At 41.5% G+C, this 23,699-nt stretch carries 23 protein-coding genes; 11 read left to right on the forward strand and 12 right to left on the reverse strand.

What is annotated here, in order from left to right; genetic code table 11:
* The first annotated feature begins 2 nt into the window (after positions 1-2).
* The 9 genes from murD to lpxC all read left to right on the forward strand — a co-directional run bounded on the left by murD (position 3) and on the right by lpxC (position 10,351).
* Positions 3-1,328: a UDP-N-acetylmuramoyl-L-alanine--D-glutamate ligase gene (murD, locus tag RDV63_RS04995; RefSeq protein ID WP_313908406.1), complete on the forward strand. Its 1,326-nt coding sequence runs from the start codon at positions 3-5 to the stop codon at positions 1,326-1,328.
* Positions 1,325-2,536, forward strand: coding sequence for a putative lipid II flippase FtsW (ftsW, locus tag RDV63_RS05000; protein WP_313908407.1), 1,212 nt, complete (start codon positions 1,325-1,327; stop codon positions 2,534-2,536). Before murD ends, ftsW begins: the two co-directional genes overlap by 4 nt.
* Positions 2,529-3,656: an undecaprenyldiphospho-muramoylpentapeptide beta-N-acetylglucosaminyltransferase gene (gene murG, locus RDV63_RS05005; protein WP_313908408.1), complete on the forward strand. Its 1,128-nt coding sequence runs from the start codon at positions 2,529-2,531 to the stop codon at positions 3,654-3,656. Before ftsW ends, murG begins: the two co-directional genes overlap by 8 nt.
* The gene (murC, locus tag RDV63_RS05010) at positions 3,653-5,107 is read left to right on the forward strand and encodes a UDP-N-acetylmuramate--L-alanine ligase (RefSeq protein ID WP_313908409.1); all 1,455 of its coding nucleotides are present in this window, start codon (positions 3,653-3,655) and stop codon (positions 5,105-5,107) included. The genes murG and murC overlap by 4 nt, the downstream gene beginning before the upstream one ends.
* Positions 5,104-6,042 carry a D-alanine--D-alanine ligase gene (locus RDV63_RS05015; RefSeq protein WP_313908410.1) on the forward strand — a complete coding sequence of 313 codons (939 nt, stop codon included), beginning with the start codon at positions 5,104-5,106 and terminating at the stop codon, positions 6,040-6,042. Before murC ends, RDV63_RS05015 begins: the two co-directional genes overlap by 4 nt.
* A complete protein-coding gene (locus tag RDV63_RS05020; protein WP_313908411.1) occupies positions 6,039-6,791 on the forward strand; it encodes a cell division protein FtsQ/DivIB in 753 nt (250 codons plus the stop codon). Before RDV63_RS05015 ends, RDV63_RS05020 begins: the two co-directional genes overlap by 4 nt.
* Positions 6,788-8,023: a cell division protein FtsA gene (ftsA, locus tag RDV63_RS05025; protein WP_313908412.1), complete on the forward strand. Its 1,236-nt coding sequence runs from the start codon at positions 6,788-6,790 to the stop codon at positions 8,021-8,023. The genes RDV63_RS05020 and ftsA overlap by 4 nt, the downstream gene beginning before the upstream one ends.
* Positions 8,024-8,056: 33 nt before the next feature.
* The gene (gene ftsZ / locus RDV63_RS05030) at positions 8,057-9,265 is read left to right on the forward strand and encodes a cell division protein FtsZ (RefSeq protein ID WP_313908413.1); all 1,209 of its coding nucleotides are present in this window, start codon (positions 8,057-8,059) and stop codon (positions 9,263-9,265) included.
* Positions 9,266-9,439: 174 nt separating this feature from the next.
* A complete protein-coding gene (gene lpxC / locus RDV63_RS05035; protein ID WP_313908414.1) occupies positions 9,440-10,351 on the forward strand; it encodes a UDP-3-O-acyl-N-acetylglucosamine deacetylase in 912 nt (303 codons plus the stop codon).
* Between the two features lie 79 nt (positions 10,352-10,430).
* Here the strand turns inward: lpxC and RDV63_RS05040 are convergent, their stop codons facing one another.
* Positions 10,431-10,892 (reverse strand): DciA family protein, encoded by a 462-nt coding sequence (locus RDV63_RS05040; protein WP_313908415.1) that lies wholly within the window; start codon positions 10,890-10,892, stop codon positions 10,431-10,433.
* Between the two features lie 205 nt (positions 10,893-11,097).
* Between RDV63_RS05040 and secA the strand changes: the two genes are divergently transcribed.
* Together secA and mutT are read left to right on the forward strand one after the other, a co-directional pair.
* Positions 11,098-13,824 carry a preprotein translocase subunit SecA gene (gene secA / locus RDV63_RS05045; protein WP_313908416.1) on the forward strand — a complete coding sequence of 909 codons (2,727 nt, stop codon included), beginning with the start codon at positions 11,098-11,100 and terminating at the stop codon, positions 13,822-13,824.
* Between the two features lie 2 nt (positions 13,825-13,826).
* Positions 13,827-14,279 (forward strand): 8-oxo-dGTP diphosphatase MutT, encoded by a 453-nt coding sequence (mutT, locus tag RDV63_RS05050; protein ID WP_313908417.1) that lies wholly within the window; start codon positions 13,827-13,829, stop codon positions 14,277-14,279.
* Positions 14,280-14,489: 210 nt separating this feature from the next.
* On the opposite strand, the gene RDV63_RS05055 is transcribed toward mutT, so the two are convergent.
* The 11 genes from RDV63_RS05055 to RDV63_RS05105 all read right to left on the reverse strand — a co-directional run bounded on the left by RDV63_RS05055 (position 14,490) and on the right by RDV63_RS05105 (position 23,697).
* Positions 14,490-14,999: a hypothetical protein gene (locus RDV63_RS05055; protein WP_313908418.1), complete on the reverse strand. Its 510-nt coding sequence runs from the start codon at positions 14,997-14,999 to the stop codon at positions 14,490-14,492.
* Positions 15,000-15,474: 475 nt separating this feature from the next.
* A complete protein-coding gene (yacG, locus tag RDV63_RS05060) occupies positions 15,475-15,708 on the reverse strand; it encodes a DNA gyrase inhibitor YacG (protein ID WP_313908419.1) in 234 nt (77 codons plus the stop codon).
* A gap of 67 nt (positions 15,709-15,775) precedes the next feature.
* A complete protein-coding gene (gene zapD / locus RDV63_RS05065) occupies positions 15,776-16,522 on the reverse strand; it encodes a cell division protein ZapD (RefSeq protein WP_313908420.1) in 747 nt (248 codons plus the stop codon).
* A gap of 14 nt (positions 16,523-16,536) precedes the next feature.
* The gene (coaE, locus tag RDV63_RS05070) at positions 16,537-17,151 is read right to left on the reverse strand and encodes a dephospho-CoA kinase (protein ID WP_313908421.1); all 615 of its coding nucleotides are present in this window, start codon (positions 17,149-17,151) and stop codon (positions 16,537-16,539) included.
* 37 nt (positions 17,152-17,188) lie between these two features.
* The gene (locus tag RDV63_RS05075; protein WP_313908422.1) at positions 17,189-18,091 is read right to left on the reverse strand and encodes an A24 family peptidase; all 903 of its coding nucleotides are present in this window, start codon (positions 18,089-18,091) and stop codon (positions 17,189-17,191) included.
* Positions 18,091-19,320, reverse strand: a complete 1,230-nt coding sequence (locus tag RDV63_RS05080; protein WP_313908423.1) for a type II secretion system F family protein — start codon at positions 19,318-19,320, stop codon at positions 18,091-18,093. Before RDV63_RS05080 ends, RDV63_RS05075 begins: the two co-directional genes overlap by 1 nt.
* Positions 19,321-19,488: 168 nt before the next feature.
* Positions 19,489-21,183, reverse strand: a complete 1,695-nt coding sequence (gene pilB, locus RDV63_RS05085) for a type IV-A pilus assembly ATPase PilB (protein WP_313908424.1) — start codon at positions 21,181-21,183, stop codon at positions 19,489-19,491.
* 343 nt (positions 21,184-21,526) lie between these two features.
* On the reverse strand, positions 21,527-21,715 hold the full coding sequence (locus tag RDV63_RS05090; protein WP_313908425.1) for a hypothetical protein: 189 nt from the start codon (positions 21,713-21,715) through the stop codon (positions 21,527-21,529).
* The gene (locus tag RDV63_RS05095; protein ID WP_313908426.1) at positions 21,705-22,178 is read right to left on the reverse strand and encodes a hypothetical protein; all 474 of its coding nucleotides are present in this window, start codon (positions 22,176-22,178) and stop codon (positions 21,705-21,707) included. The genes RDV63_RS05090 and RDV63_RS05095 overlap by 11 nt, the downstream gene beginning before the upstream one ends.
* Before the next feature lie 4 nt (positions 22,179-22,182).
* Positions 22,183-22,959 (reverse strand): hypothetical protein, encoded by a 777-nt coding sequence (locus RDV63_RS05100; protein WP_313908427.1) that lies wholly within the window; start codon positions 22,957-22,959, stop codon positions 22,183-22,185.
* Positions 22,960-23,304: 345 nt separating this feature from the next.
* A complete protein-coding gene (locus RDV63_RS05105; RefSeq protein ID WP_313908428.1) occupies positions 23,305-23,697 on the reverse strand; it encodes a hypothetical protein in 393 nt (130 codons plus the stop codon).
* Positions 23,698-23,699: the final 2 nt, after the last annotated feature.

The raw sequence follows: 23,699 nt of genomic DNA on the forward strand, positions 1-23,699 counted from the left end.
AAATGATGCAAGGTTTAGCTAAAAAGCGGATTGCAGTAGTAGGGTTGGGCCTTTCAGGTCTGGCGACTGTGCGCTTTTTACAAAGCTTAGGCATTAAACCAGTATTAATGGATAGCCGAGCTAAACCTGCAGCTATAGAGCAAATTGCAGCAGATAAAGTAGATGGCATTTATTTAGGCAAGCTAGATGCAAATCGCTTAGCTAAAATGGATATGATAGTGCTAAGCCCTGGGTTAGCACCAAGCCATCCAGCAATCCGCTTTGCTGTAGGTCAAGGTGTGGAGCTTGTAGGTGATGTAGAGCTATTTGCCCGCTTTTGTCAAAAGCCTATTATTGCTATTACCGGCTCTAACGGTAAATCTACCGTCACTAAACTAGTAGAAACCATGCTGCAACATAGCGGTATTAACGCTTTAGCGGCTGGTAATATTGGCTTGCCAGTACTTGATGCTATTAGTCAAAAAAATATAGATGTTTTTGTGTTAGAGCTATCTAGTTTTCAGTTAGATACTACGACCTCCTTAACTAGTGTAGCTAGCTGTATTGTTAATATTAGTGCCGATCATTTAGATCGCTATAGCAATATGGCGGCTTATACCCAGTCTAAACAACAAGTCTATCAGCAAACTAAACTTGCTGTTTACAATTTAGATGATGCAGCTACTAAGCCGCTGCAGGCGGAGCAGACTTTAGGCATTAATCTAGCAGAGACAAATTATGGTATTACCCTGCTAGATAACAAAGCTTGGTTAAAGGTAGCAGGTGAAGCTTTACTGCCAGTGGCGAAAATGAGCTTATTTGGTGCTCATAATCAATTTAATGCCTTAGTTGCCGCAGCTTTAGCTTTAGCTGCAGGTGCTAATCGCCAAGGTTTAATTACAGCCTTACAACAATTTACGCCTTTAGCTCATCGCTGTAGTTTAGTGCTAGAGCACAAAGGTGTGCGTTGGGTTAATGATTCTAAAGCAACCAATATAGGCGCGACTTTAGCTGCTATAGCGGGTTTAAAACCCAGCATAGCAGGCAACTTAATTTTAATTGCCGGTGGTGATGGCAAAGGTGCTGATATGACCGAGCTGCAACCAGTATTGCAGCGCGAGGTGCAGCAGCTTATTACCTTAGGTAAAGATGGCCCAGCAATAGCAAGATTAAAAGCTAATAGTATAGAGGTTAAAAGTTTAGTTGCTGCTGTTGAAGCTGCGGCTAAATTGGCAAAGTCGGGTGATATGGTGTTGCTATCGCCAGCCTGTGCCAGCCTAGATATGTTTACTAGCTACGCAGACCGCGGCGAGCAGTTTACCCAAGCGGTTAAGGCGGTTCTGCTATGAAACAATTAAGCTTAACCGTTTGGCCTAATCCAATAGCTTACATCTTGCAGCAGCTAGTAAATTGGTGGCAAGCCGATGATGCTGCGGCCTACGATAAGCTGTTTCTTGTTCTATTAATGGTTATTTTATGCTTAGGCTTAGTTATGGTCACGAGTGCGTCAGTGCCTGTAGCCGCGCGTTTGTTTGATAACGAATTGCACTTTACTATTCGTCATTTAATTTATATCGGCATAGGAATTGGCTTATCAATCTTAGTACTATCTGTGCCAGTGCAGTGGTGGCATAACAGTAACTTATTGTTATTAATTGCTGGAGTAGTGTTACTGGTTGCTGTTTTGCTAGTTGGTAAAAATGTTAATGGTAGTACCCGTTGGTTGTCTTTGGGGCCGGTTGGTATTCAAGCCGCTGAGCCAGCTAAGTTGTTTTTCTTTGTCTATTTGTCTAGTTATTTAGTACGCCGGCATGAACAAGTACGAGAGAACTTTAAGGGCTTTTTAAAACCATTAATTATGCTGGTTGTTTTTGCTGGTTTACTACTAATGCAACCAGACTTAGGCACTGTTATTGTCATGTTTGCTACCACAGTAGCCTTGCTGTTTTTAGCGGGTGCTCGAATTTGGCAGTTTGGCTTATTGATTGTTACCGGTTTAATGTTAATTTTTGCCCTGATTTTTTATAGTGAATATCGCTGGAAACGTGTTACAGCTTTTCTTGATCCTTGGGATGATCCTTTTGGTAGTGGTTATCAATTAACCCAATCTTTAATGGCTTTTGGCCGCGGTAGCTGGTTTGGTCAAGGCTTGGGTAATAGCATTTTAAAGTTAGAATACTTACCAGAGGCTCATACTGACTTTATTTTAGCCGTTATAGCCGAAGAAACCGGCTTTGTTGGCGTGACTATTTTATTGGCTTTACTCTTTACTTTAGTTTACCGCGCTTTACGCATTGGCCAGCGGGCTTTAGCCAAAAATATGAGTTTTCATGGCTTTTTAGCCTACGCTTTAGCTATTTGGATTGGCTTTCAATCGGCAGTTAATATTGGTGTAGCAACTGGTGCCTTACCAACTAAGGGCTTAACTTTACCTTTCGTCAGTTCGGGTGGCAGTAGCTTAGTGGTAATGTTAATTGCAGCCGCCTTATTAATTCGGATTGACTTTGAAGCTCGCTTAAAAGGCCGTCAGGCCATTAGTGGTGGCCGCCATGCCTAAATCAATCCATTCACCCCGTATTTTAATTATGGCCGGTGGCACCGGAGGCCATATCTTTCCAGCTAAAGCTGTTGCTATGGCTTTGTTAGAGCTGGGCTGGCAAGTGCATTGGTTAGGTAGTGCAGACAGAATGGAAGCGCAACTAGTGCCTCAATTTGGTATACCTTTTCATAGCATTACTATTTCTGGCTTACGTGGCAAAAGCAAATTATCGCTATTAACCGCACCTTGGATGTTGCTGAAATCAGTGTGGCAATCTTTAAGTGTTGTCAAAGCTGTTCAGCCTGATGTTGTGCTAGGCTTTGGTGGTTATGCTAGTGGACCAGGTGGCTTAGCGGCTTGGTTAAGAAAAGTGCCTTTAATTATTCATGAACAAAATGCGGTAGCGGGCACAACTAATAAGTTACTGGCAAAACTTGCTAAACAAGTTTTAGTCGCTTTTCCAACAGCATTTCCAACTTTAGCTAAGCAACAGCTAGTGGGTAACCCAGTACGGGCAGAATTAATTGATGCTGCTTTAACACCAGCAGCTAGCAAAGTGCTAGCAGATAACAGTTTAAATATTTTAGTCATTGGTGGCAGCTTAGGGGCAAAAGCTTTAAATGAGCAATTACCCGCTATTTTTGCTACGGCAGCAGCTTCTGGCCAGATAAATGTTCAGCATCAAACCGGCAGCGCCTTGTTAGCAGCAACTTCTGCAGAGTATAAAGCACTGGCTCAGCCAGGGTTAAGCGTTACTGTGGCAGCATTTATTGATGATATGGCCGCAGCTTACCGCTGGGCTAATATTGTTATTTGTCGGGCTGGCGCTTCAACCGTAAGTGAAGTCGCCAGTGCAGGTGTGGCAGCCATTTTTGTGCCGCTACCTAATGCGATTGATGATCATCAAACGGCTAATGCTAACTGGTTAAGCCAGCAAGATGCAGCATTAGTGCTTAAACAAACAGAATTAACGGCTGCCAACTTGCTGCCTTTATTACAGCAATGGTTAACAGATAAAACCCCATTACAACAACTTGCTAGTGCGGCCAAGAGCTGCGCCTTAGATAATGCTACGCAAAGTGTGGTGCAGTTTTGTCAGCAAGTTGTGGCGCAGCCCGTAACAGGAACAACGATATGAATCAGGCACCTCAACAGCAAAAACTTGCTATGCGCCGTGTAGAACGTATCCACTTTGTTGGCATAGGTGGTGCCGGCATGGGGGGGATAGCTGAAGTCTTAGTAAATGAAGGCTATAACGTATCTGGCTCAGATATAGCGCCAAGCGCAACAACAGAGCGCTTAGCCGAGCTAGGTGCAGTGGTACACTTTGGCCATAGTGCTAATTATATTGCCGGAGCCAGCGTTGTAGTTGTATCCAGTGCTATTAATCCAGAAAATCCTGAAATTAGTGCTGCTCGAGCTTTACGTATACCTGTAGTGCGTCGTGCTGAAATGCTGGGCGAACTGATGCGTTTTCGCCACGGGATTGCGGTTGCTGGCACTCATGGTAAAACTACTACCACAAGTTTATTAGCCTCTATTTTTGCCGAAGCTGGTACAGATCCAACCTTTGTTATTGGTGGCTTATTAAATTCAGCTGGCTCTAATGCCCGGTTAGGCGCGGGGCGTTATTTAATTGCAGAAGCAGATGAAAGCGATGCCTCATTTTTACATTTGCAACCACTCACCTCAGTGGTGACTAATATCGAAGCCGACCATATGGATACCTACCAAGGCGACTTTGAAAAAATGAAAGAAACTTATATCGAGTTTTGTCATAATTTACCCTTTTATGGTGTAGCGGTAATTTGTTTAGATGATCCAGTATTACGCGAGTTAATTCCACAAATTGGTCGGACTATTTTAACTTATGGCTTTAGTGCCGATGCTGATTTTGTGATCAGTGATTTTGCCCAGCTAGGCACGCAAACTCGTTTTACAATCACCGATCCCAGTGGTAAGCAACGCCAAGTACAACTGAATTTGCCAGGAAAGCATAATGCTTTAAATGCAACAGCCGCTTTTGCTTTAGCTGTAGATGAAGGCATTTGTGAAACTGCAATTTTAACTGCACTGCAGCAATTTGAAGGTATTGGTCGTCGCTTCGAGCAATATGGTGAGTTTGAGACTGGTAAGGGTAAAGTTTTAATGCTGGATGATTATGGCCATCATCCAACTGAGGTTGCGGCGACTATTGCCGCTGTGCGCGCTGCTTGGCCAGAGCGACGCTTAGTGATGGCTTATCAGCCGCATCGCTATAGCCGGACTCGCGATCTGTATGAAGACTTTATTAAAGTATTATCAAGCGTAGATAGTTTATTGTTGCTAGAAGTCTATGCTGCAGGTGAAGCCCCAATTACGGGGGCTGATAGTCGCAGTTTATGCCGCTCTATTCGCGCCCGAGGCCAACTAGATCCTATCTATGTTGCTACACCAGCCGAGCTTGCTAGTAATATTGCCGATGTATTGCAAGATGGTGATGTATTAATTACCCAAGGTGCAGGCAATATTGGCTTTTTAGTTAAACAATTAGTCGCTATGCAATTAAATATTCAGCAATTAAAGCAAACAATAGGAGCCACTGTATGACAGAAAAAGTCGCCGTATTATTGGGTGGACATTCTGCAGAGCGCGAAGTCTCATTACGCTCAGGCACCGCTGTGTTAAATGCTTTACTCGCCAGCGGCGTTAATGCTTTTGCTTTTGATCCTAAGCTGCAACCTATAACCGAGCTAGTGACCAGTGGTGCTACTAAGGTATTTATTGTGTTACATGGTCGCGGCGGTGAAGATGGTACTATGCAAGGTGCCTTGCAAACACTGGGGTTAGCTTATACCGGTAGCGGTGTTTTAGGTTCAGCCTTAGCTATGGATAAAATTCGCTGTAAGCGCTTATTTCAAGCCCAAAACTTGGCTACCGCGCCTTTTGCTGTAGTACATAGTCAAGACACTGATTTTGCTAGTTTACTGGCAGACTTAGGTGGCAAAGTTATGGTTAAGCCAGCTAATGAAGGTTCTAGTATAGGTATGAGTGCCGCTAACAACGTGGCAGAGCTAGAGCAAGCTGTAAAAAATGCCTTAGTTTATGATACAGAAATCTTAATTGAGCGTTGGATCAGTGGCCGTGAATTTACGGTTTCTATTGTGAACGATCAAGTGCTACCCATTATAGAAATGCGTACACCTCATGACTTTTATGATTACGATGCTAAGTATCAAGCCAATACCACTGAATATCTATGCCCGGCACCTATTTCAGCCGAGCAAACTGCATTAATGCAACAATGTGCCTTACAAGCATTTAAAGCAGTTGGTGCCAGTGGTTGGGGCCGAGTAGATCTGATGATGGATAGCGCAGGCCAGCATTATTTATTAGAAGTAAACACAGTGCCAGGTATGACAGAAAAGTCATTAGTACCTATGGCAGCTAAAGCTGCTGGTATGAGTTTTCAGCAGCTAGTTGTGGCAATTTTAGCCCAAGCAGATAGCCACACTACTAGTAAAACGGAGCTAATGTCTAAATGAGTCAGCAACCGAACACTTATGGCAAACAACCTGCAGCATTCTATGCTGGCTTGGTGTTTTTCGTCTGTTCGGTTATAGGCGTTATATGGCTAGGGGTAGCGGCTCACTCTTGGTTACAAGGCCAGCAAGCTGCGCCAGTGCAGCAGGTTAAATTGTATGGCAATTTTAAGCAGATTGAAGCCAGTAGTTTACACCAGCTGTTACAACATCAGTATGTAGGTAATTTTTTTTGGGTAGATGTGGCAGAGGTGCAAGAGTTTATATTACAGCAACCTTGGGTATATCAGGTGGCCGTTCGTAAACAATGGCCAGATGCTTTAGTCGTGGTAGTAACAGAGCAACAGCCAGTAGCGCGCTGGAATCAGCAGCAATTAATTAATAAACAGGGCGACTTATTTACGGCGCCTATTCAAGAGCTAACAGCAGAGCTGCCGTTACTAACAGGGCCTGAAGGTAGCCAGCAAGATGCTTTGGCTATGTTTGAGCATATTAAAGGTTTACTGGCATTGTATCAGTATACTCCAGCCAGCTTAACCTTAACGGAGCGGTTTTCGTGGCAGTTAACCTTAAGCGATGGCATAGCCTTAAAATTAGGGCGCGAAGATATATTAAAACGGGTGCAGCGTTTTGTGGAACTGCATCCGGTAATTAGCAAATATAAAACTGAACCCGTTAGCGAAGTAGATTTACGCTACGACACCGGTATAGCTGTGCGTTACAGCAATAATCAGACGAAGAGAAAAGCATGACCAAGTCTTTAGAACGAGATTTAATCGTAGGGTTAGATATAGGCACTGCGCAGATTAAAGCGGTAGTAGGCGAGATCACCGCTGATAATCGCTTAAGCATAGTTGGCGTAGGTACCCATGTTTCTCGCGGCATGGATAAAGGCGGTGTTAATGATCTTAATTTAGTGGTGCAAGCGGTGCAGCGGGCAATTAATGAAGCTGAACTTATGGCCGACTGCCATATCTCATCAGTGTATTTAGGTATTTCTGGTAAACATATCCGCTGCCAAAACGAAAGTGGTATGGTGCCAATTAATGATACTGACGTTACCGCAGAAGACGTATTAAATGTTATCCATGCCGCTAAATCGGTGCCTATTTCTGCAGAGCGCAGAATGCTGCACGTTTTACCGCAAGAATATTCAGTTGATATGCAAGAGGGAATTAAAAGCCCTATAGGCATGTCAGGCGTACGGATGGAAGCCAAGGCGCACATTATTACTTGCGCTAATGATATGGCTAAAAATATTGAAAAATGTGTAGAGCGTTGTGGCTTACAAGTTGATCAGCTTATTTTTACCGCTTTAGCTTCTAGTTATGCCGTATTAACTGATGATGAAAAAGAACTAGGTGTCTGTGTAGTCGATATTGGCGGTGGCACTATAGATATTGCCATCTTTACTAATGGTGCTTTACGCCATACTGCTGTGATCCCAGTGGCAGGAAATCAAGTAACGAGTGATATCGCTAAAATATTCCGCACGCCAATTAGTCATGCAGAAGATATTAAAGTGCAGTATGCTTGCGCGCTGCGTAGCATGGTGGGTAAAGAAGAAAGTATTGAAGTACCAAGCGTAGGTGGCAGACCCGCACGTTCAATGTCACGCCATACCTTAGCTGAAGTGGTTGAGCCACGTTATCAAGAATTATTTGAACTGGTACAAGAAGAAATTCGCAGCTCAGGCTTAGAGGAGCAAGTTGCAGCAGGAATACTGCTTACAGGCGGCACGGCCAAAATGGAAGGTGCAGTTGAGTTTGCTGAAGATATATTTCAAATGCCGGTACGTGTAGGGCAACCTATGCATATCAGCGGATTAAAAGAGTATGTACAAGATCCGGCCTACGCCAGTGTGGTCGGGTTATTGTTATACGGCAAGGATGCACGCACAGAGCAGAAAAAAAATGCCGATGTGCGCAGTACAGTTAGCAGTTTCGTTAAACGGATCAGCAGCTGGTTTAAAGGTGAGTTTTAAGCAGCAAAGCGTAAAAACAACGGAGAGAGAGCTATGTTTGAATTAATGGAAAACCACAGCCAAGAAGCTGTAATTAAAGTAATAGGTGTTGGCGGCGGCGGCGGTAACGCTGTTGAATATATGGTTGCCAGCAATATTGAAGGTGTTGAATTTATAGCAGCAAATACCGATGCACAAGCATTACGTAATTCATCTGCTAATATCACCTTACAACTAGGGGCAACTGTCACTAAAGGTTTAGGCGCCGGAGCTAACCCTGAAATTGGCCGTCGTTCAGCAGAAGAAGATCGCGAAAATATCAAAAAAACTATCCAAGGTGCTGATATGATCTTTATCGCTGCCGGTATGGGTGGTGGCACAGGTACAGGCGCAGCGCCAGTAGTAGCAGAAATTGCCCGCGAGCTAGGCATTTTGACTGTTGCTGTGGTCACTAAGCCTTTCCCATTTGAAGGCAAAAAGCGTACTGCTTATGCTGACGAAGGTATTTTAGAATTAAGTAAGCATGTTGACTCTTTAATCACTATTCCTAATGACAAGTTATTAAAAGTATTAGGTAAAGGCACTAGCTTACTCGATGCTTTTAAAGCGGCTAATAACGTATTATTAGGTGCAGTACAAGGTATTGCCGAGTTAATTACTCGCCCAGGTTTAATCAACGTCGACTTTGCAGACGTCCGTACTGTTATGGCGGAAATGGGCACTGCTATGATGGGTAGTGGCCGTGCTTCAGGGCCAGACCGAGCAGAAGAAGCCGCAGAACAAGCTATTTCTAGCCCGTTACTAGAAGATATCGATTTATCAGGTGCTAAAGGTATTTTAGTCAACATTACTGCTGGCCTAGATATTAGTATTGAAGAATTCGAAATCGTTGGTAATGCCGTTAAAGCCTTTGCTTCAGAAAATGCGACTGTTGTTGTAGGTGCGGTAATTGATACCGAGATGGCCGATGAGTTGCGGGTAACTGTAGTAGCTACCGGTATTGGTGCAGAGCGTCGCCCTGATATTAGCTTAGTGCAAAGTAGCCGTCAGCTTGAAACTAGCCGTCCTGTGTATGGTACTGCTGGTGGTAATGCCTTGCAGTCAGAAACGCAAACGGTACGTGTTGAGCAGCAGCAAGTGCAAACGCAAGCCCATAGCCATGTGAATACTCAGCAGCAACCAACAGCTAAGGCACAAGCAGAAAGCAAAACGAATATAGATATTTTTGATATTCCAGCATTTTTGCGTAAACAAGCAGACTAATTGATAGTGTTGAGTGCTTAGTGTGAGTTATGAGCGCTAACAGCTTAGGCTGTGCAGGTAAAACTGTACTGCTATTAAGCGGTTGTTCATTAGAATTTGGTAAAATGGCCAAGTTATGCTATGCTTCGCCGCCGTTTTGGTTAAGGGTGCTTAATTTTTGAGTAGGGCTAAATTATGACTAAACAACGTACAATTAGTAAAATTGTCAGCTCTATTGGGGTTGGGTTACACAAAGGCGAGAAGGTTACGCTTACTCTCCGGCCTGCGCCTGATAACACAGGAATTGTGTTTCGCCGTGTAGATCTAAACCCTATAGTTGACTTTAAAGTGTCACCAGAACTGGTAGGTGATACGGTGATGTGTACCTGTTTAATTAATGAAAACGGCGTCCGTTTGTCTACTACTGAGCATTTAATGGCAGCAGTAGCGGGATTGGGCATAGATAACTTAGTTATTGAAGTTGATTCGGAAGAAATTCCAATAATGGACGGCAGTGCTAATCCTTTTGTTTACTTGCTACTTGAAGCCGGTGTCACCGAGCAGCGTTTAGCTAAAAAGTTTATTCGGATTAAAAAAGCAGTGCGAGTAGAAGACGGTGATAAATGGGCAGAGTTTAAGCCTTATCACGGTTTTAAAATTGATTTCGCCATTGATTTTGATCACCCTGTGATCTCCGAAACCGTGCAGCATATGCAACTAGACTTTTCAGCTGCTGGCTTTATTAAAGATATAAGCCGTGCCCGTACTTTTGGTTTCTTGCATGAAGTAGAATATTTACGCGCTAATAATTTAGCTTTAGGCGGCAGTTTTGATAATGCGGTAGTTTTAGATGAATACCGAGTATTAAATCAAGATGGCTTACGTTATGAAGATGAATTTATTAAGCATAAAATACTTGATGCTGTAGGTGACTTATATATGGCAGGTCATAGCATTTTAGGCGAATTTAGCAGTTTTAAAACTGGCCATGCTTTAAATAACCAATTGCTATGTGAAGTTTTAGCTCATCAAGAAAACTGGGAATTTGTTACCTTCGAGCATAAAGAAGAGATGCCAATTTCATATTTAGCACCACAACTAGCTTAAGCAAAAGTTTAAACTAACTCTCTTTATTAAGTCAGTTAAAGCCACAGCCTTAACTGACTTTTTTGTATCTAGTAAGCCGTTACTTGGTTCTATTATTAGCTAAATTTAGTAAGGCTTGTTTTAGCTTACCATCTGCGCCTTCCGCTACTGCCAATAACGCCTCAGCAGCTTGCTTAGATAAGCTGTGCTGCACTAGAGTAGGCTGAGCAATTTCAACCTTAAACTGTCGAGTTTGCCCTGTTGGCGAAGCTTCAATTTCAATCCCTGCTAAATCAGGCAAGATTTTCTTGCGAAAATTGTCTAGAATAGCGTCGCGCTGCATTTTAAGTCGAGTAAGCCAAGTCGGCGAGCTACATAATATTATGGCTCTACCGTCACGAATAGTGGTTACTCGGCAAAAGCTAAGCTGCTCAAGCTGTAATACTTGTGCTAATACCGTATTTAGCTGTTGCATCAGTTTAACCTGCTGCTGTTGGGTTGCTAGCGAGCTATGGGCTAATACCTTATTGATATCCTTTGGTTTTTCAGTAAAACGTACCATGGCTTTAAAGCGCTCAACGTAATTTAATCGCTACACTAGTGTATCAGTTTCTGTATTTTTTCACAGAATCTAAATAGACTCTTGAAAGTTTTAGCGTTAAACACCATATCTAGCGTAATATGGTGAAAAATTCACTTAAAAATACTGGTGTGCATGAGCTAGCCAGGGCTGCACTGCAGTTTTAACTTAATATGGTAACTGGATAATGTTTGGAAAACTTTTCACCAAATTAGTTGGTAGCCGCAACGACCGCTTCTTAAAGAAATTACAAAAACAAGTACAGCAAATCAATGCGCTAGAGGCTGAATATCAAGCCTTAACTGATGAGCAGCTACAGGCAAAAACCGCCTACTTTAAACAAAAAATTAAAGACGGGGCTAGCCTAGATGACATCTTAAATGAAGCCTTTGCCACTGTGCGTGAAGCTAGCGTACGGGTTTTTGGCATGCGCCATTTTGATGTGCAATTAATAGGCGGCATGGTGCTGCATCAGGGTAAAATATCTGAAATGCGCACTGGTGAAGGTAAAACTTTAACCGCTACCTTGCCTGCTTATCTTAATGCCTTAAGTGGTGGCAGCGTTCATGTTATTACGGTTAACGATTACTTAGCCCGACGTGATGCTGAAACTAACGAGCCTTTATTTCGCTTTTTAGGCATGACAGTGGGTGTAAACGTACCGGGTATGTCACATGCAGATAAGCATAAAGCTTATGCTGCTGATATTACTTATGGTACTAACAACGAATTTGGTTTTGACTACTTACGTGACAATATGGCGTTCTCGCCAGATGATAGGGTACAGCGCGATCAAGCCTATGCCATTATTGACGAAGTTGACTCTATTTTAATAGATGAAGCTCGTACGCCACTAATTATTTCTGGCCCAGCTGAAGATAGCTCAGAGTTATATCAAAAAATTGATACCTTAGTGCCGCAACTGATTAAGCAAGATGAAGAAGACGAAGAAGGTAAGCATGGTGATGGCCATTTCACCTTAGACGAAAAAGCCCGCCAAGTATATTTAACCGAGCAAGGGCAAATTAAAGTCGAAGACATGCTGCGTGAAGCTGGCATGATTGGCGAGCATGATACCTTGTTTTCTGCTGCCAATATCACCTTGTTGCACCACGTTTATGCTGCGCTGCGTGCCCATCAACTATTTAAACGCGATGTTGACTATGTAATAAAAGACGGTGAAATCGTTATAGTAGATGAGCATACTGGCCGTACTATGGAAGGTCGTCGCTGGTCTGAGGGCTTACACCAAGCGGTAGAAGCTAAAGAAGGCGTGCATATCCAAAATGAAAACCAAACCTTAGCCTCTATCACCTTTCAAAACTACTTCCGGTTGTATAACAAACTGTCAGGTATGACGGGTACAGCAGATACTGAGGCTTTTGAGTTTCAACAAATCTATGGTTTAGAAACAATAGTAGTACCTACTAACCGGCCTATGGTACGCAATGATATGGCCGACTTAGTTTATTTAACGGCAGAAGATAAATACCAAGCAATTATTGCTGATATTATTAAAAAGCAACAAGCTAATCGCCCAGTTTTAGTCGGTACAGCTTCTATAGAAAGCTCAGAATACCTATCTGAACTGCTTAACAAAGCTAAAATTACCCATAAAGTGTTAAACGCTAAGTTTCATGCTAACGAAGCTGAAATTATTGCTAATGCCGGTCGGCCAGGCCATGTCACTATTGCAACTAACATGGCAGGTCGTGGTACTGATATTGTATTAGGTGGTAGCTTACAAGCTGAATTAGCCGGTTTAACTGAGCCAACTGAAGAGCAAATAGCCAAAGTGAAAGCGGACTGGAAAGTACGTCACGATGCAGTTGTCGAGTCAGGTGGTTTACATATTATTGGTACCGAGCGTCATGAGTCACGCCGTATCGATAACCAATTACGTGGTCGCTCTGGTCGTCAAGGTGATAAAGGGTCAAGCCGCTTTTATCTATCGCTAGAAGATTCGCTAATGCGCATTTTCGCTTCTGATAGAATGGCCGCTATGATGCGCCGTTTAGGTATGGAAAAAGGCGAAGCCATAGAGCACCCTTGGGTCAGTCGTGCCATTGAAAACGCTCAGCGTAAAGTGGAAGCCCGTAACTTTGATATTCGTAAGCAATTACTAGAATTCGATGACGTAGCTAACGACCAACGTAAAGTGGTATATGAGCAACGTAATGAGTTATTAGACGCTACAGATATTAGTGAAACTATTACTGTTATTCGTGGTGATGTAGTTGAAGATTTAATTAGCCAATATATTCCGCCAGAGTCTTTAGACGAAATGTGGGATATTCCAGGATTAGAGCAGCGTTTAAAAGCTGACTTTGCGTTAAATTTACCTATAGCGCAGTGGTTAGCCGATGATAAAAAGCTATTTGAAGAAAAATTGCGTGAGCGTATTCAGCAAGAAGTAGAAAACGCTTATCAGCTAAAAGAGCAAATGGTGGGTGCCGATGTTTTGCGTCAGTTTGAAAAAGCCATTATGTTGCAAAGCCTAGACACGCACTGGAAAGAACATCTAGCGGCTATGGATCACTTACGCCAAGGGATCAACCTACGTGGTTATGCCCAAAAAAATCCTAAGCAAGAATATAAGCGTGAAGCCTTTGAGTTATTTTCGGCTATGCTAGAAAACCTGAAAATAGATGTGGTGGGTGTGCTGGCTCGAGTTCAAGTACAAGCTGCTGAAGACGTAGAAACGGTTGAAGAACAAAGACGTAAAGCCGATGCCGTGCCGCACAGCTATGAGCATGCTGAAGCTGAGCAGTTAGGCGCCGAGCTGCCAGAAAATGCTACTGAAGCTAAAAATCCACAGCCAATGATCCGCGATGGCGTAAAAGTAGGCCGTAACGATCCTTGCCCTTGTGGTTCAGGTAAAAAGTATAAGCAATGCCATGGTAAGTTAGTGTAAAGATGGCAAGCAATAGCAAAGCAAATACAGAGTCAGCGCAAGCTGGCTCTGTTGTTTTAGCCGCAAAACAACTGCATGTTGCAGTAGGCGTTATTATTCAAAATAACCAAGTACTTTTAAGCTTGCGCAGTAAGCAGCAGCATCAAGGTGGCAAATGGGAGTTTCCTGGTGGCAAAGTAGAAGCGGGTGAAACCGTCTACCAAGCCCTAGCGCGAGAGTTAAAAGAAGAGTTAGCCATAGACATTATTAATGCCGAACCTTTTATGCAGCAGGCGTTTAGCTACCCTGAGCGCGATGTGTTACTAGACATCTACTTAGTTACAGACTTTAGCGGCAGCCCGCAAGGAGTAGAAGGCCAGCCATTGCAGTGGGTTAGCTTTGCTAAGCTGTCACAGCTTAAGTTCCCCGAGGCCAATCAACCCATAGTTAACAAGCTACAACAGCAGTTTAGGTAAATAGATTATTCATTTTTAGGTTATTATTAATAACTACTTCATTTATTAGCGGATAAGTTATATTTGCTTCTTTCTAACTCAAAACTATAAATTCAATAGCTATTTTTTATATACCTTAAAAAAACACTTTAAGTAGTAAAAGCTAGAAAGTTTAAATATCTATATTAGATTTTAAGGCGTATTACTAATAATAGGACTATTGAATTTTATTTAATTATTTGGCCATACCAACTCTTTTAATGCGAGCCCATTAAATGGTATTTGCAATGTTTGGATTTTTTCTAATTTTTGTCTTGTTTCACTAGGTAATTGGGAATAATTAATTTTAATTTCCAAGTCTGTTGCATTAAAATTATTTAATTTGTGATTTTGAAGATATTTAACAACTTCTTTATTGAATTTATCTTTATTTAAGTTTTCAAGTAATATAAGTGATTCAATATAAACGGACTTTTCTTCTAATGCACAAAGTTGAAACGCTCTATCTTCAAGATATAGAATAATGAAAGGGGTATAGGATATATTAGAAAGTAATTTTCTTTCATCTACCGTCAATGTGATTTCAGAATTTCTACTTTCCATACACTTCTGTAGTGTTTCTTCATATTGATTAAATTTAGATTGACTATATTGCATAGCACTTTCTAGAGTAATACTTTTTGCAGTTCCAGATATTAAAATTAAAACTAATAACAATTTACTCAAAATGGCATCCTTCATAAATCGCTTTCCAAAATTGATATTCTTTAGAGCTTACTGTGTTTTGTAATACTAATTTAAGAGCAACCTTTTCAATTTGGCGCCTTTTAATCGCATTTTGGCTATGAATAGAACTAAAAAATATATCCCAATTAGCTGAATAAATAGCATATCCTGATTGTGATAAATCAGAAGATGCTATATTAAAAGCTAATCCTTTATCGAATTGTGGAAGACCAGATCCTGAGGCACCTTTTCTAGCAGAGCCACCAAAAATAGACCATAAATGACCTAAAAGAAGTACTTTAGTACCTAGCTTTTCAAGCTCAGCTCAAGCTCAGCTAATCGTTCAATTTCTTGAATAGCACTTAAACTACTTTGGCTTAGCTGGAGATCAATAATTGTTGGGCATTTCATTTAATACATTCCTTTGCTTCGAAAACAAAAGAGTAGCATAATAGAGGTAAAAATGTAACACCCTTGTGTCAATGGTGTGCTAACTGTTAAAAAAATCATTATCCTGAGCAATAAACTCTTGCTCTAACTCGTCTAAGTACTGCTCTGACAGTGCCGCATCTATAGGCGACTTATCAGGAATACGATGATTCTCCGCCGCCCAATCGCCTAAATCAATCAACTTACAGCGCTTACAACAAAACGGCCTAAACTCAGACTCAGTTGACCAAACAACTTCTGCTTTACAAGTTGGACAATTAACTTTAGTTACCATAATTGAATTTTATCCTAGTTAAGCCTAAGGCTAATAATGAACTCTAAACTGGCAGGATAACGATTTTTTAGCAGCACGCAAGTTTAAAAGCTTGGTTATCACTGCTGTTGCTGCGGCCGCTTTGATCGCAAAGTTGCATAAAGCGGATAGCGTAACGGTATTTGTTGCCGCTAATAGTGGGGTAAACACCGGCATTAATTGGGTAGCTTAAGCGCAGTAACTCGTATTTATCAGTGTTACTTTGGTAAAAACCATTATCAGCGGTAAGGGCTTCAAAGTGGCCGCGTTCGCGGATAAAGCTTAAAACAAAATCTATAGCTTGCTGGACTAAGCTTAGCTGTTGATACCAAGATTTAGCCACTTTTTGCCGATAGCTTAGCTCTAAATGCAGCCAATATTGCAGTTGCGGCATATCAAAATAACAGCTGCCACCTGGGATAGAAAACCTTTGGCGCAATGGGGCTAAAAAAGGATCTTGTTTAATGCTAGCAATAAACTTAGTGCTACGCAGTAAGTCGCTTTGTAGTTTAACGGCCTGTTGCAGCATCGTTTGTAATTTATCGTCCGATACCGAAGGGTGGCTAGACCAAGCAACTAAGGCTGCCTCGCAGCGCTCTACGTCTTTTATTAAGTCTGGCCTAATGTCGTTACGGTCGAGAATTTCAATTAAATTAAACAGGTTATTAAAAAAAGCTTGTTGTTGCCATTCGCTGTCTAAACTGAGTAATTGTTGCAGCTGATTAAATAAATGCTCTACCCGCAAGTAAGTTCGTACTTTTTCATTTAAGGGGTGTTCATAAATCAGCTCTGTCATGCCATTCCTATTGGTTAGCCTGAATTGCCTTTAGCGGCAAGTTGTAAATAGCGTTGATGTAAGGCTTGCACTTGGGGCACTAATGCCTCTAGGTTGCTATGGTTATGTATTATATCATTGGCTTGGGCTAAGCGTTGTTGCCTGGGTAACTGCGCTGCCATTATTGCTGCCACTTGTTGCTCTGACACCTGATCCCGAGCTAAAGTTCGGCTTATTTGCAGGCTTTCTGGTAAATCAATCACTAATATCCGCTGACAATAAGGTTGCAAGTTGTTTTCAAGCAATAAAGGCGCAACTAACAAGGCATAAGCTGAATTGCAACTAGCTAATTCGGTTAACAATTGCTGGCGAATGGCAGGGTGTAGTAGTTGCTCTAACCAAGCTTTAGCGGCGCTATCAGTAAAAACTAGTTGTCTAAGTGCGGCTCGGTTTAAACTGCCATCAGCTTGTAATATTGACTGACCAAATTTAGCTGTTATAGCCGCTAAACATTTAGTGCCGGGTTGAACTAAGTTGCGGGCTATTACATCAGCATCAACATGCTGCACACCTAAATTGGCAAATAATTTAGTAACAGTGGTTTTACCACAACCTATACCACCGGTTAGACCAACTATAAATTGACTCACAACTCACCACTAAACATTCAATCCTCACCACTAAGCATTAATAAACCCCAATATAATTTAAATATATTTGGCTTATTTGCTCGCCCCACAGCATGGCAATCCAGCCCGCTGCTGCTATATAAGGGCCAAAGGGGATAGGGGTAGTTTTATCTTTACCCTGAATGCTAAGTAAGGTTATGCCCACTACAGCACCAACCAAGGAAGATAGTAAAATAATTAAGGGTAATTGCTGCCATCCTAACAGGGCGCCAAAGATAGCCAGTAATTTAAAGTCGCCATAGCCCATACCTTCTTTACCGGTTAATAATTTAAACAGCCAATACACCGACCATAAGCTTAAATAACCTGCAGCTGCACCTATAATGGCTTGGCTTGGGCTAACCAAAGCTGAGTCGCTAAGGCTAAATAGCAGTACTAACCACAGTAAAGGCAAAGTTAGCTGATCGGGCAGGAGCATTTTATCAATATCAATAAAGCTTAAGGCAATTAGGCCCCAAGTAAGCACTATCAACAGCATAGCAGTTAAGCCAAAGCCTAGTTGCCAGGCTACCAACATGGCCATAACTGCTGTTAAGCCCTCAATAAGCGGATAACGGCTACTAATAGGCGCTTTACAGCTGCGGCATTTAGCCTTAAGTAATAGCCAACTTACAATAGGAATATTGTCATAAGCTTTAATCGGCGTTTGGCAATTAGGGCAGCATGAGCGCGGTACGGCTAAATTAAAGCTAGCTTCATCAGTGTCAGCACCAGTACTAGTATCATCAGCAGCAGGTTGGGTAAAATAGGCTTTATACTCAGCTTGCCAGTCTAGCTCCATCATTTTGGGTAAACGATAAATTAGCACATTTAAAAAGCTGCCTACTATTAAGCTAATTAGGCCAACTAGAATAATAAACAGCACGGGCTCTTGTTGCAGCACTAAGCTTAGCTCTGCCATTACACTATTGAACCCATAGCAAAGATAGGTAAGTACATAGCAATAATAAGGCCGCCTATTACTACACCTAATACCGCCATTATCATTGGCTCTAATAGGGCGGTTAAGCCATCTACGGCATCATCTACTTCTTGCTCATAAATATTAGCCACTTTAGATAGCATGCTGTCTAAAGCACCGGTCTCTTCACCTATAGACACCATTTGCACTACCATTTCCGGGAAGCGCTTAGTCTGCTTCATAGCAATGTACATAGGGTTACCTGAGGATACTTCTTCGCGAATATACATAATAGAATTTTTATACACTTCATTACCCGAGGCACCAGCGGCAGACTCTAAGGCTTCTATTAAAGGCACACCAGCGGCAAAAGTAGTAGATAAAGTGCGGGCATAACGGGCCACAGCGGCTTTATTTAAAATATCGCCTATTACTGGGGCTTTTATTATTAAGCCATCCATCCAGGTTCTAAACCTTAAATTGCTGCCATAGGTTTTTTTAACTAAGTAACCAAAACCAATTAAGCCAAACAGCACTACCCACCAATAGGCTTGCATTAGTTCTGACAATTTTACCACTAGCTGAGTAAAGGCCGGCAGCTCAGCGCCAAAGCCAGCAAAAATTTCGGCAAATTGCGGTACTACAAAAATTAATAAAATAGAGCTAACAATACCGGCTATAATGAGTACAGCCGCAGGGTAAAACATGGCTTTTTTAATTTTTGACTTTAAGGCTTCGGCCTTTTCTTTATAAATAGCAATACGGTCAAAAATGCTATCTAAAGCACCTGATGCCTCGCCCGATTTAACTAAGTCACAATATAACTCATCAAAATACTTAGGGTGCTCGCGTAATACCTCAGACAGTGGTATACCAGCTTGCAGCTTAACCGAAATCTTTTGCATTAAAGCGCCTAAGTTTTTATGGTCTGAGCCACTAGCAATTAAATCGACCGACTGCACTAAAGGCACACCAGCGCCTAGCATAGTGGCAATTTGCCGGGTCACTAAAGCGATATCGGCAGCAGTTATTTTTTTGCCTTCGCCAAATAATGAGCGCGGTTTTTTCTTAACCCCAGAGGGGGTAATACCTTGCTGGCGCAATAAGGCTTTAACCTCAGCAATATTAGCGCCTTTTAACTCACCGCTAACCTTAGTACCGCGGCGGTTAACCCCTTTGTAATTATAGATATCAAGCTGTTTTATTTTTAGGTTATTGGCCTGAGTCATAGTTAATCCCTGTTGTCATCATGCTGCTTACAGCTTTTGCCTAAGCAAATAGCTAAAATACCATATTAGCTAATATTTTATTATGCTTAACTAAAGCTAAGTTAAACTTAAAACTTAAAACTTAAAACTTAAAACTTAAAACTTAACACTTAACACTTAGCACTTAGCTTAGCCTTGAGTCACTCGGTTTACTTCCGCTAAGCTAGTTAAGCCAGCAGCGGCTTTAATTAAGCCCGACTGGCGTAAATTGTTAACGCCTTCTAGTTGGGCTTGGTTGCTAATATCTAACGAATTACCGCCTTGCATTATAATGTCGGCCATTTTAGCGCTAACTGGCATAACTTCATAAATACCGACTCGGCCTTTATAGCCACTAGTGCAGTTATCACAACCAACAGGTTTATAAATAGTTATACTACTTAGTTGCTCTGGGGTAAAACCTTGCTTTAATAATTCTGCCTCTGGCAGTTGCTCGGGAATTTTACAATGGCTGCATAGCCGGCGCGCTAAGCGCTGGGCAATAATTAGGGATACTGAACTGGCCACGTTATAAGAGGGTACGCCCATATTAAGCAGTCTGGTTAAGGTTTCTGGTGCCGAATTAGTGTGCAAAGTAGACAATACCAAGTGACCGGTTTGCGCCGCTTTAATGGCTATTTCGGCGGTTTCTAAGTCTCGCACCTCACCCACCATAACTACGTCGGGGTCTTGGCGTAAAAAAGATTTTAAAGCCGATGAAAAGGTTAAACCTGCGCGTGGGTTAACTTGCACTTGGTTAATGCCAGCTAAGTTAATCTCTACAGGATCTTCAGCAGTAGAAATATTAGTTTGCTCAGTATTTAAAATGGCCAAGCCGGTATAAAGTGATACCGTTTTACCCGAGCCAGTAGGGCCTGTTACTAAAATCATGCCTTGCGGTTGCTTTAAAGCATTTAAGTACAGCTGTTTTTGCTCTGGCTCGTAGCCTAACACATCTATGCCTAACATAGCGCTGTCGGAGTCGAGGATCCGCATTACTATTTTTTCACCCCAAATAGTAGGCAAGGTACTAACCCGAAAGTCTATGGATTTTTTAGCAGAAATTTTTAACTTTATGCGGCCATCTTGCGGTACCCTTTTTTCGGCAATATCTAAGCGCGACATTACCTTTAACCGTGCCGATAGCCTAGTGGCTAGTTCAACAGGTGGGCTGGCCACTTCATTTAAAATACCGTCTATACGAAACCGAATGCGGTAGGTTTTTTCATAAGGTTCAAAGTGTAAATCCGAGGCGCCCTTGCGAATAGCGTCATGGAGCATTTTATTAATAAAAGCAATAATGGGCTGATCTTCAGCGTCCACTACCATGCTGGCATCATCGTCTGCTTTATCTTCAATGCCTAAAGAGCCTAAATCCCACTCGGTATGGCCATACTCTTGGCCAAAACTGTTATCAAAAACGGTATCAATTAATTTAGTTAATTGGCTGTAATCTACTACAACCACTTCAGCGTTTAGGCCAGTATTAAATTCGCAATCTTCAATGGTTTGAATATCAGTAGGGTCTACTACAGCTAAAAACATACTGCGACCGCGTTTACCTAGCGGTAACATATGGGTTTTGCGCACTAGCTTTTCGTTGCGCAAATCTTCTGGCACCATGCTGCTGTCATAATGGGTTAAATCAAACTGAGTAGTTAAACTTATTTTAGCCGCAGCATTGGCTAGCATCTCACTACTAATTAGCTTTTCGGTAATTAGCAGCTCGGGCAAGTTTTTATATTGACTGCCTTTTTCAGTAATCACTTTTAGGGTCTGATCAGAATCAACCAAGCCAAGTTGACTTAAGCGTTTTAATAAAGTAGAGGTTGCTGTAACTGCCATTAAAGGAAAAGTTCCTATTGTTATTTTTTATATTAGGAAGATTAATTGATTATGCCATTAATAGCCGTTAATTCAAGTTTTAACGTTAGGTTAGGTAAGACAGCTGGCAAAGAAATTGATGTCTCTTTAACAGAAATAAAAAGCTGTTCACTACAGTTTAAACAAGCTATTAAGTAATATTCTTTAAGCTATTTGCTAAAAAACTTGTGCTGGATGTAAGAGTTTAAAAGCAAATTGATGAGCGGTTTAAATAACAAATAACCTAGTATTTAAATCGCCAAGTTAGCCCATGCTGTAAATCGACGAATGGAGATGATTAACAATTGGTTAAGCCTCGAAGGTTTCATTGAATTGATTTTGCTTCAGTTGTGAGCTTATAAGGTAATGCTTTATAGCGTTCTAACCTTAATAAGCGGTTATCAATAAGCTGAATAAAATGCTCAGAAAGTTGCACGGAATACATTATTGAAGAGAATAATCGCAGTAAAAACTGCTTTTTAAAATCTGGCTCTACGTTAATACTAATTAACACCTAATTTACTCAATAATGGCAGTAGAACGCTTTCTACTCGTTCATCTGTTATTTGATAAGTTTGAGGTTGTGATGCTAAAATATGTGAACTTCTCGATTTATTGACAATTTTAAACCCTGCTTTGCCATACTCACCCGCATTCATACTGCGACCGATTAAGAGTTCTTCGCCAGCAAATTTTGCCATACAAGTATGTTGGTTTTTAGGCAAACCACCTTGCGAGGGTAAGCGCCAAAAGCCATCTACTATAGTGTCTTTAATCCATTGTAACGCAGAAAGCGGTAACTCGGTTTGGTCCTCTGTATTGTAATTTTTCCCACGGCTTATCTCGTAAATAACAAGTAAATTATTATTTGCAAAGCAACTAACTTCATCATTACCTTTATCGTCAAGCGTAATGTTTTCTAAAAGCTTAAAATCAGCTTTATTTGAATCAGTATTTAACAGATTTATTTTTTTCATAGGTTTAACACTTACCTTTTAGCTTTAATGTCTTCACTACTCGTTGTGATTCTAATGTTTTAAGAGATTCAGGGCTATGTTGAATTTCTAAAACCTCTAATGCACCAGCTGTGCCTTTTTGACTATAACGTTCAGTCAGCCCATTACCAGTAAAAATCTCCCAAGCACCTATTTCAGATAATATTTTTTGTCTTGCAATAAACATTTCTTGCTGCTTGGGATCAGAGAAGTGAATAGCTGCATACTTTACAGCTTCATCCTCATCAAACGATTTTTGCCAGCTTTTACCATTAGCTGCTAAATCATTATTGAAGTCATCCCAATGCACCCTGAACTCATCAGCATATTCAGGAGTCATTACTTCATCAATCAATTCAGGTTGTATATCACCAGTAAATTCACTTTTGAGTTTTGACTTCATGTTTTCAAAAGTAGGCACAAATGTATCTGAACCATCAACTAAATAATTCTCTCCGCGGTCAATAATATAAAGCGAATATTCTTTTTTCGGATCATACTTTGTACCGAATACATCTGCAATTAGCTCAGGGTCGGTATCTGCTCGTTCAATCATATCAAAAGTAGACATCCAAAGAGGATGTCTACCAGAGGGGCGTTGATGACCAATCGGTGCATCAGGCGTCCTCGCTGAAGGACTAAATCTTACTAAAAAACGATCTTTGGGAAGTGTACCTGCTGCGGCCATTGCATGAAGCTCATCATTACTATATTTGGGGACATAACCGTTCTTTGCTAAATTTTCTGCGGCTATTTTTAGCAAAGCTTCACAATCTTCTAAGGATTCTGGGTTGATATTGGTTTTTTTTGATTTATCTGGTTTTGCTTCATGCTCTTGCGCTTTCGCTGGGGCGTTTTCAGCTGCTGCCGTGGTGCCGCCTTTTGGTTTAGCAGCTGGTTTGTTTACTGGGGCTTTATTGCTTGTGTTGCCTGCGTCAGGGGCTAGGCCGCCGTCGCCTATGCCGTTGTTATCGGTTTTTTGGCCCCAGCCGTCGCTGAGTAGATAAATAAATGAAAGACTTTAGTGACGCATCGTCACTAAAGCGAGACAAAGAAACTTCAAAAGGCGCTGAACCGGAAACGGGTAGCGGGTTGTAATTAAATCCGATTAAACAAATACTGGGCGCAGTTGTTCGCGCATAGCGTGGTAATTGGCCGGGCCCATATTCCAGCGCTTGGGGTTATCAAACTCGAAGTCGATATGAATTTTACCGGCTGAGTTCATTTGAATAAGTAGTTGCACAAATTTATGACCGCAAGCTTCAAATATTGCTTGTTGAAACTCGCGGATTTTGTTGCTTAAAGCCATTTTGTCTTCTTGTATTCTCGCGGATGCTGGAATAACTTCATCACCAATATAGATAAAGCCTGAATTGGCCATATGGCCATCAGCAATATCAAATACAAAGGCCAGCAAATCCCAATTATGTTCTGCGATAACATCTTTGCAACGCAGTACTAACTTCCCCAACTCCTGAATATATTTTGGATCAATCTTCATCG

Source organism: Rheinheimera sp. MMS21-TC3 (genome assembly GCF_032229285.1).
Taxonomy (GTDB): Bacteria; Pseudomonadota; Gammaproteobacteria; order Enterobacterales; family Alteromonadaceae; genus Alishewanella.

Excerpts from the sequence above, each read along its gene's own strand:
- murD (WP_313908406.1), top strand. The coding sequence starts at position 3 with ATGATGCAAGGTTTAGCTAAAAAGCGGATTGCAGTAGTAGGGTTGGGC.
- ftsW (WP_313908407.1), top strand. The coding sequence starts at position 1,325 with ATGAAACAATTAAGCTTAACCGTTTGGCCTAATCCAATAGCTTACATC.
- murG (WP_313908408.1), top strand. The coding sequence starts at position 2,529 with ATGCCTAAATCAATCCATTCACCCCGTATTTTAATTATGGCCGGTGGC.
- murC (WP_313908409.1), top strand. The coding sequence starts at position 3,653 with ATGAATCAGGCACCTCAACAGCAAAAACTTGCTATGCGCCGTGTAGAA.
- RDV63_RS05015 (WP_313908410.1), top strand. The coding sequence starts at position 5,104 with ATGACAGAAAAAGTCGCCGTATTATTGGGTGGACATTCTGCAGAGCGC.
- RDV63_RS05020 (WP_313908411.1), top strand. The coding sequence starts at position 6,039 with ATGAGTCAGCAACCGAACACTTATGGCAAACAACCTGCAGCATTCTAT.
- ftsA (WP_313908412.1), top strand. The coding sequence starts at position 6,788 with ATGACCAAGTCTTTAGAACGAGATTTAATCGTAGGGTTAGATATAGGC.
- ftsZ (WP_313908413.1), top strand. The coding sequence starts at position 8,057 with ATGTTTGAATTAATGGAAAACCACAGCCAAGAAGCTGTAATTAAAGTA.
- lpxC (WP_313908414.1), top strand. The coding sequence starts at position 9,440 with ATGACTAAACAACGTACAATTAGTAAAATTGTCAGCTCTATTGGGGTT.
- RDV63_RS05040 (WP_313908415.1), bottom strand. The coding sequence starts at position 10,892 with ATGGTACGTTTTACTGAAAAACCAAAGGATATCAATAAGGTATTAGCC.
- secA (WP_313908416.1), top strand. The coding sequence starts at position 11,098 with ATGTTTGGAAAACTTTTCACCAAATTAGTTGGTAGCCGCAACGACCGC.
- mutT (WP_313908417.1), top strand. The coding sequence starts at position 13,827 with ATGGCAAGCAATAGCAAAGCAAATACAGAGTCAGCGCAAGCTGGCTCT.
- RDV63_RS05055 (WP_313908418.1), bottom strand. The coding sequence starts at position 14,999 with ATGAAGGATGCCATTTTGAGTAAATTGTTATTAGTTTTAATTTTAATA.
- yacG (WP_313908419.1), bottom strand. The coding sequence starts at position 15,708 with ATGGTAACTAAAGTTAATTGTCCAACTTGTAAAGCAGAAGTTGTTTGG.
- zapD (WP_313908420.1), bottom strand. The coding sequence starts at position 16,522 with ATGACAGAGCTGATTTATGAACACCCCTTAAATGAAAAAGTACGAACT.
- RDV63_RS05075 (WP_313908422.1), bottom strand. The coding sequence starts at position 18,091 with ATGGCAGAGCTAAGCTTAGTGCTGCAACAAGAGCCCGTGCTGTTTATT.
- RDV63_RS05080 (WP_313908423.1), bottom strand. The coding sequence starts at position 19,320 with ATGACTCAGGCCAATAACCTAAAAATAAAACAGCTTGATATCTATAAT.
- pilB (WP_313908424.1), bottom strand. The coding sequence starts at position 21,183 with ATGGCAGTTACAGCAACCTCTACTTTATTAAAACGCTTAAGTCAACTT.
- RDV63_RS05095 (WP_313908426.1), bottom strand. The coding sequence starts at position 22,178 with ATGAAAAAAATAAATCTGTTAAATACTGATTCAAATAAAGCTGATTTT.
- RDV63_RS05105 (WP_313908428.1), bottom strand. The coding sequence starts at position 23,697 with ATGAAGATTGATCCAAAATATATTCAGGAGTTGGGGAAGTTAGTACTG.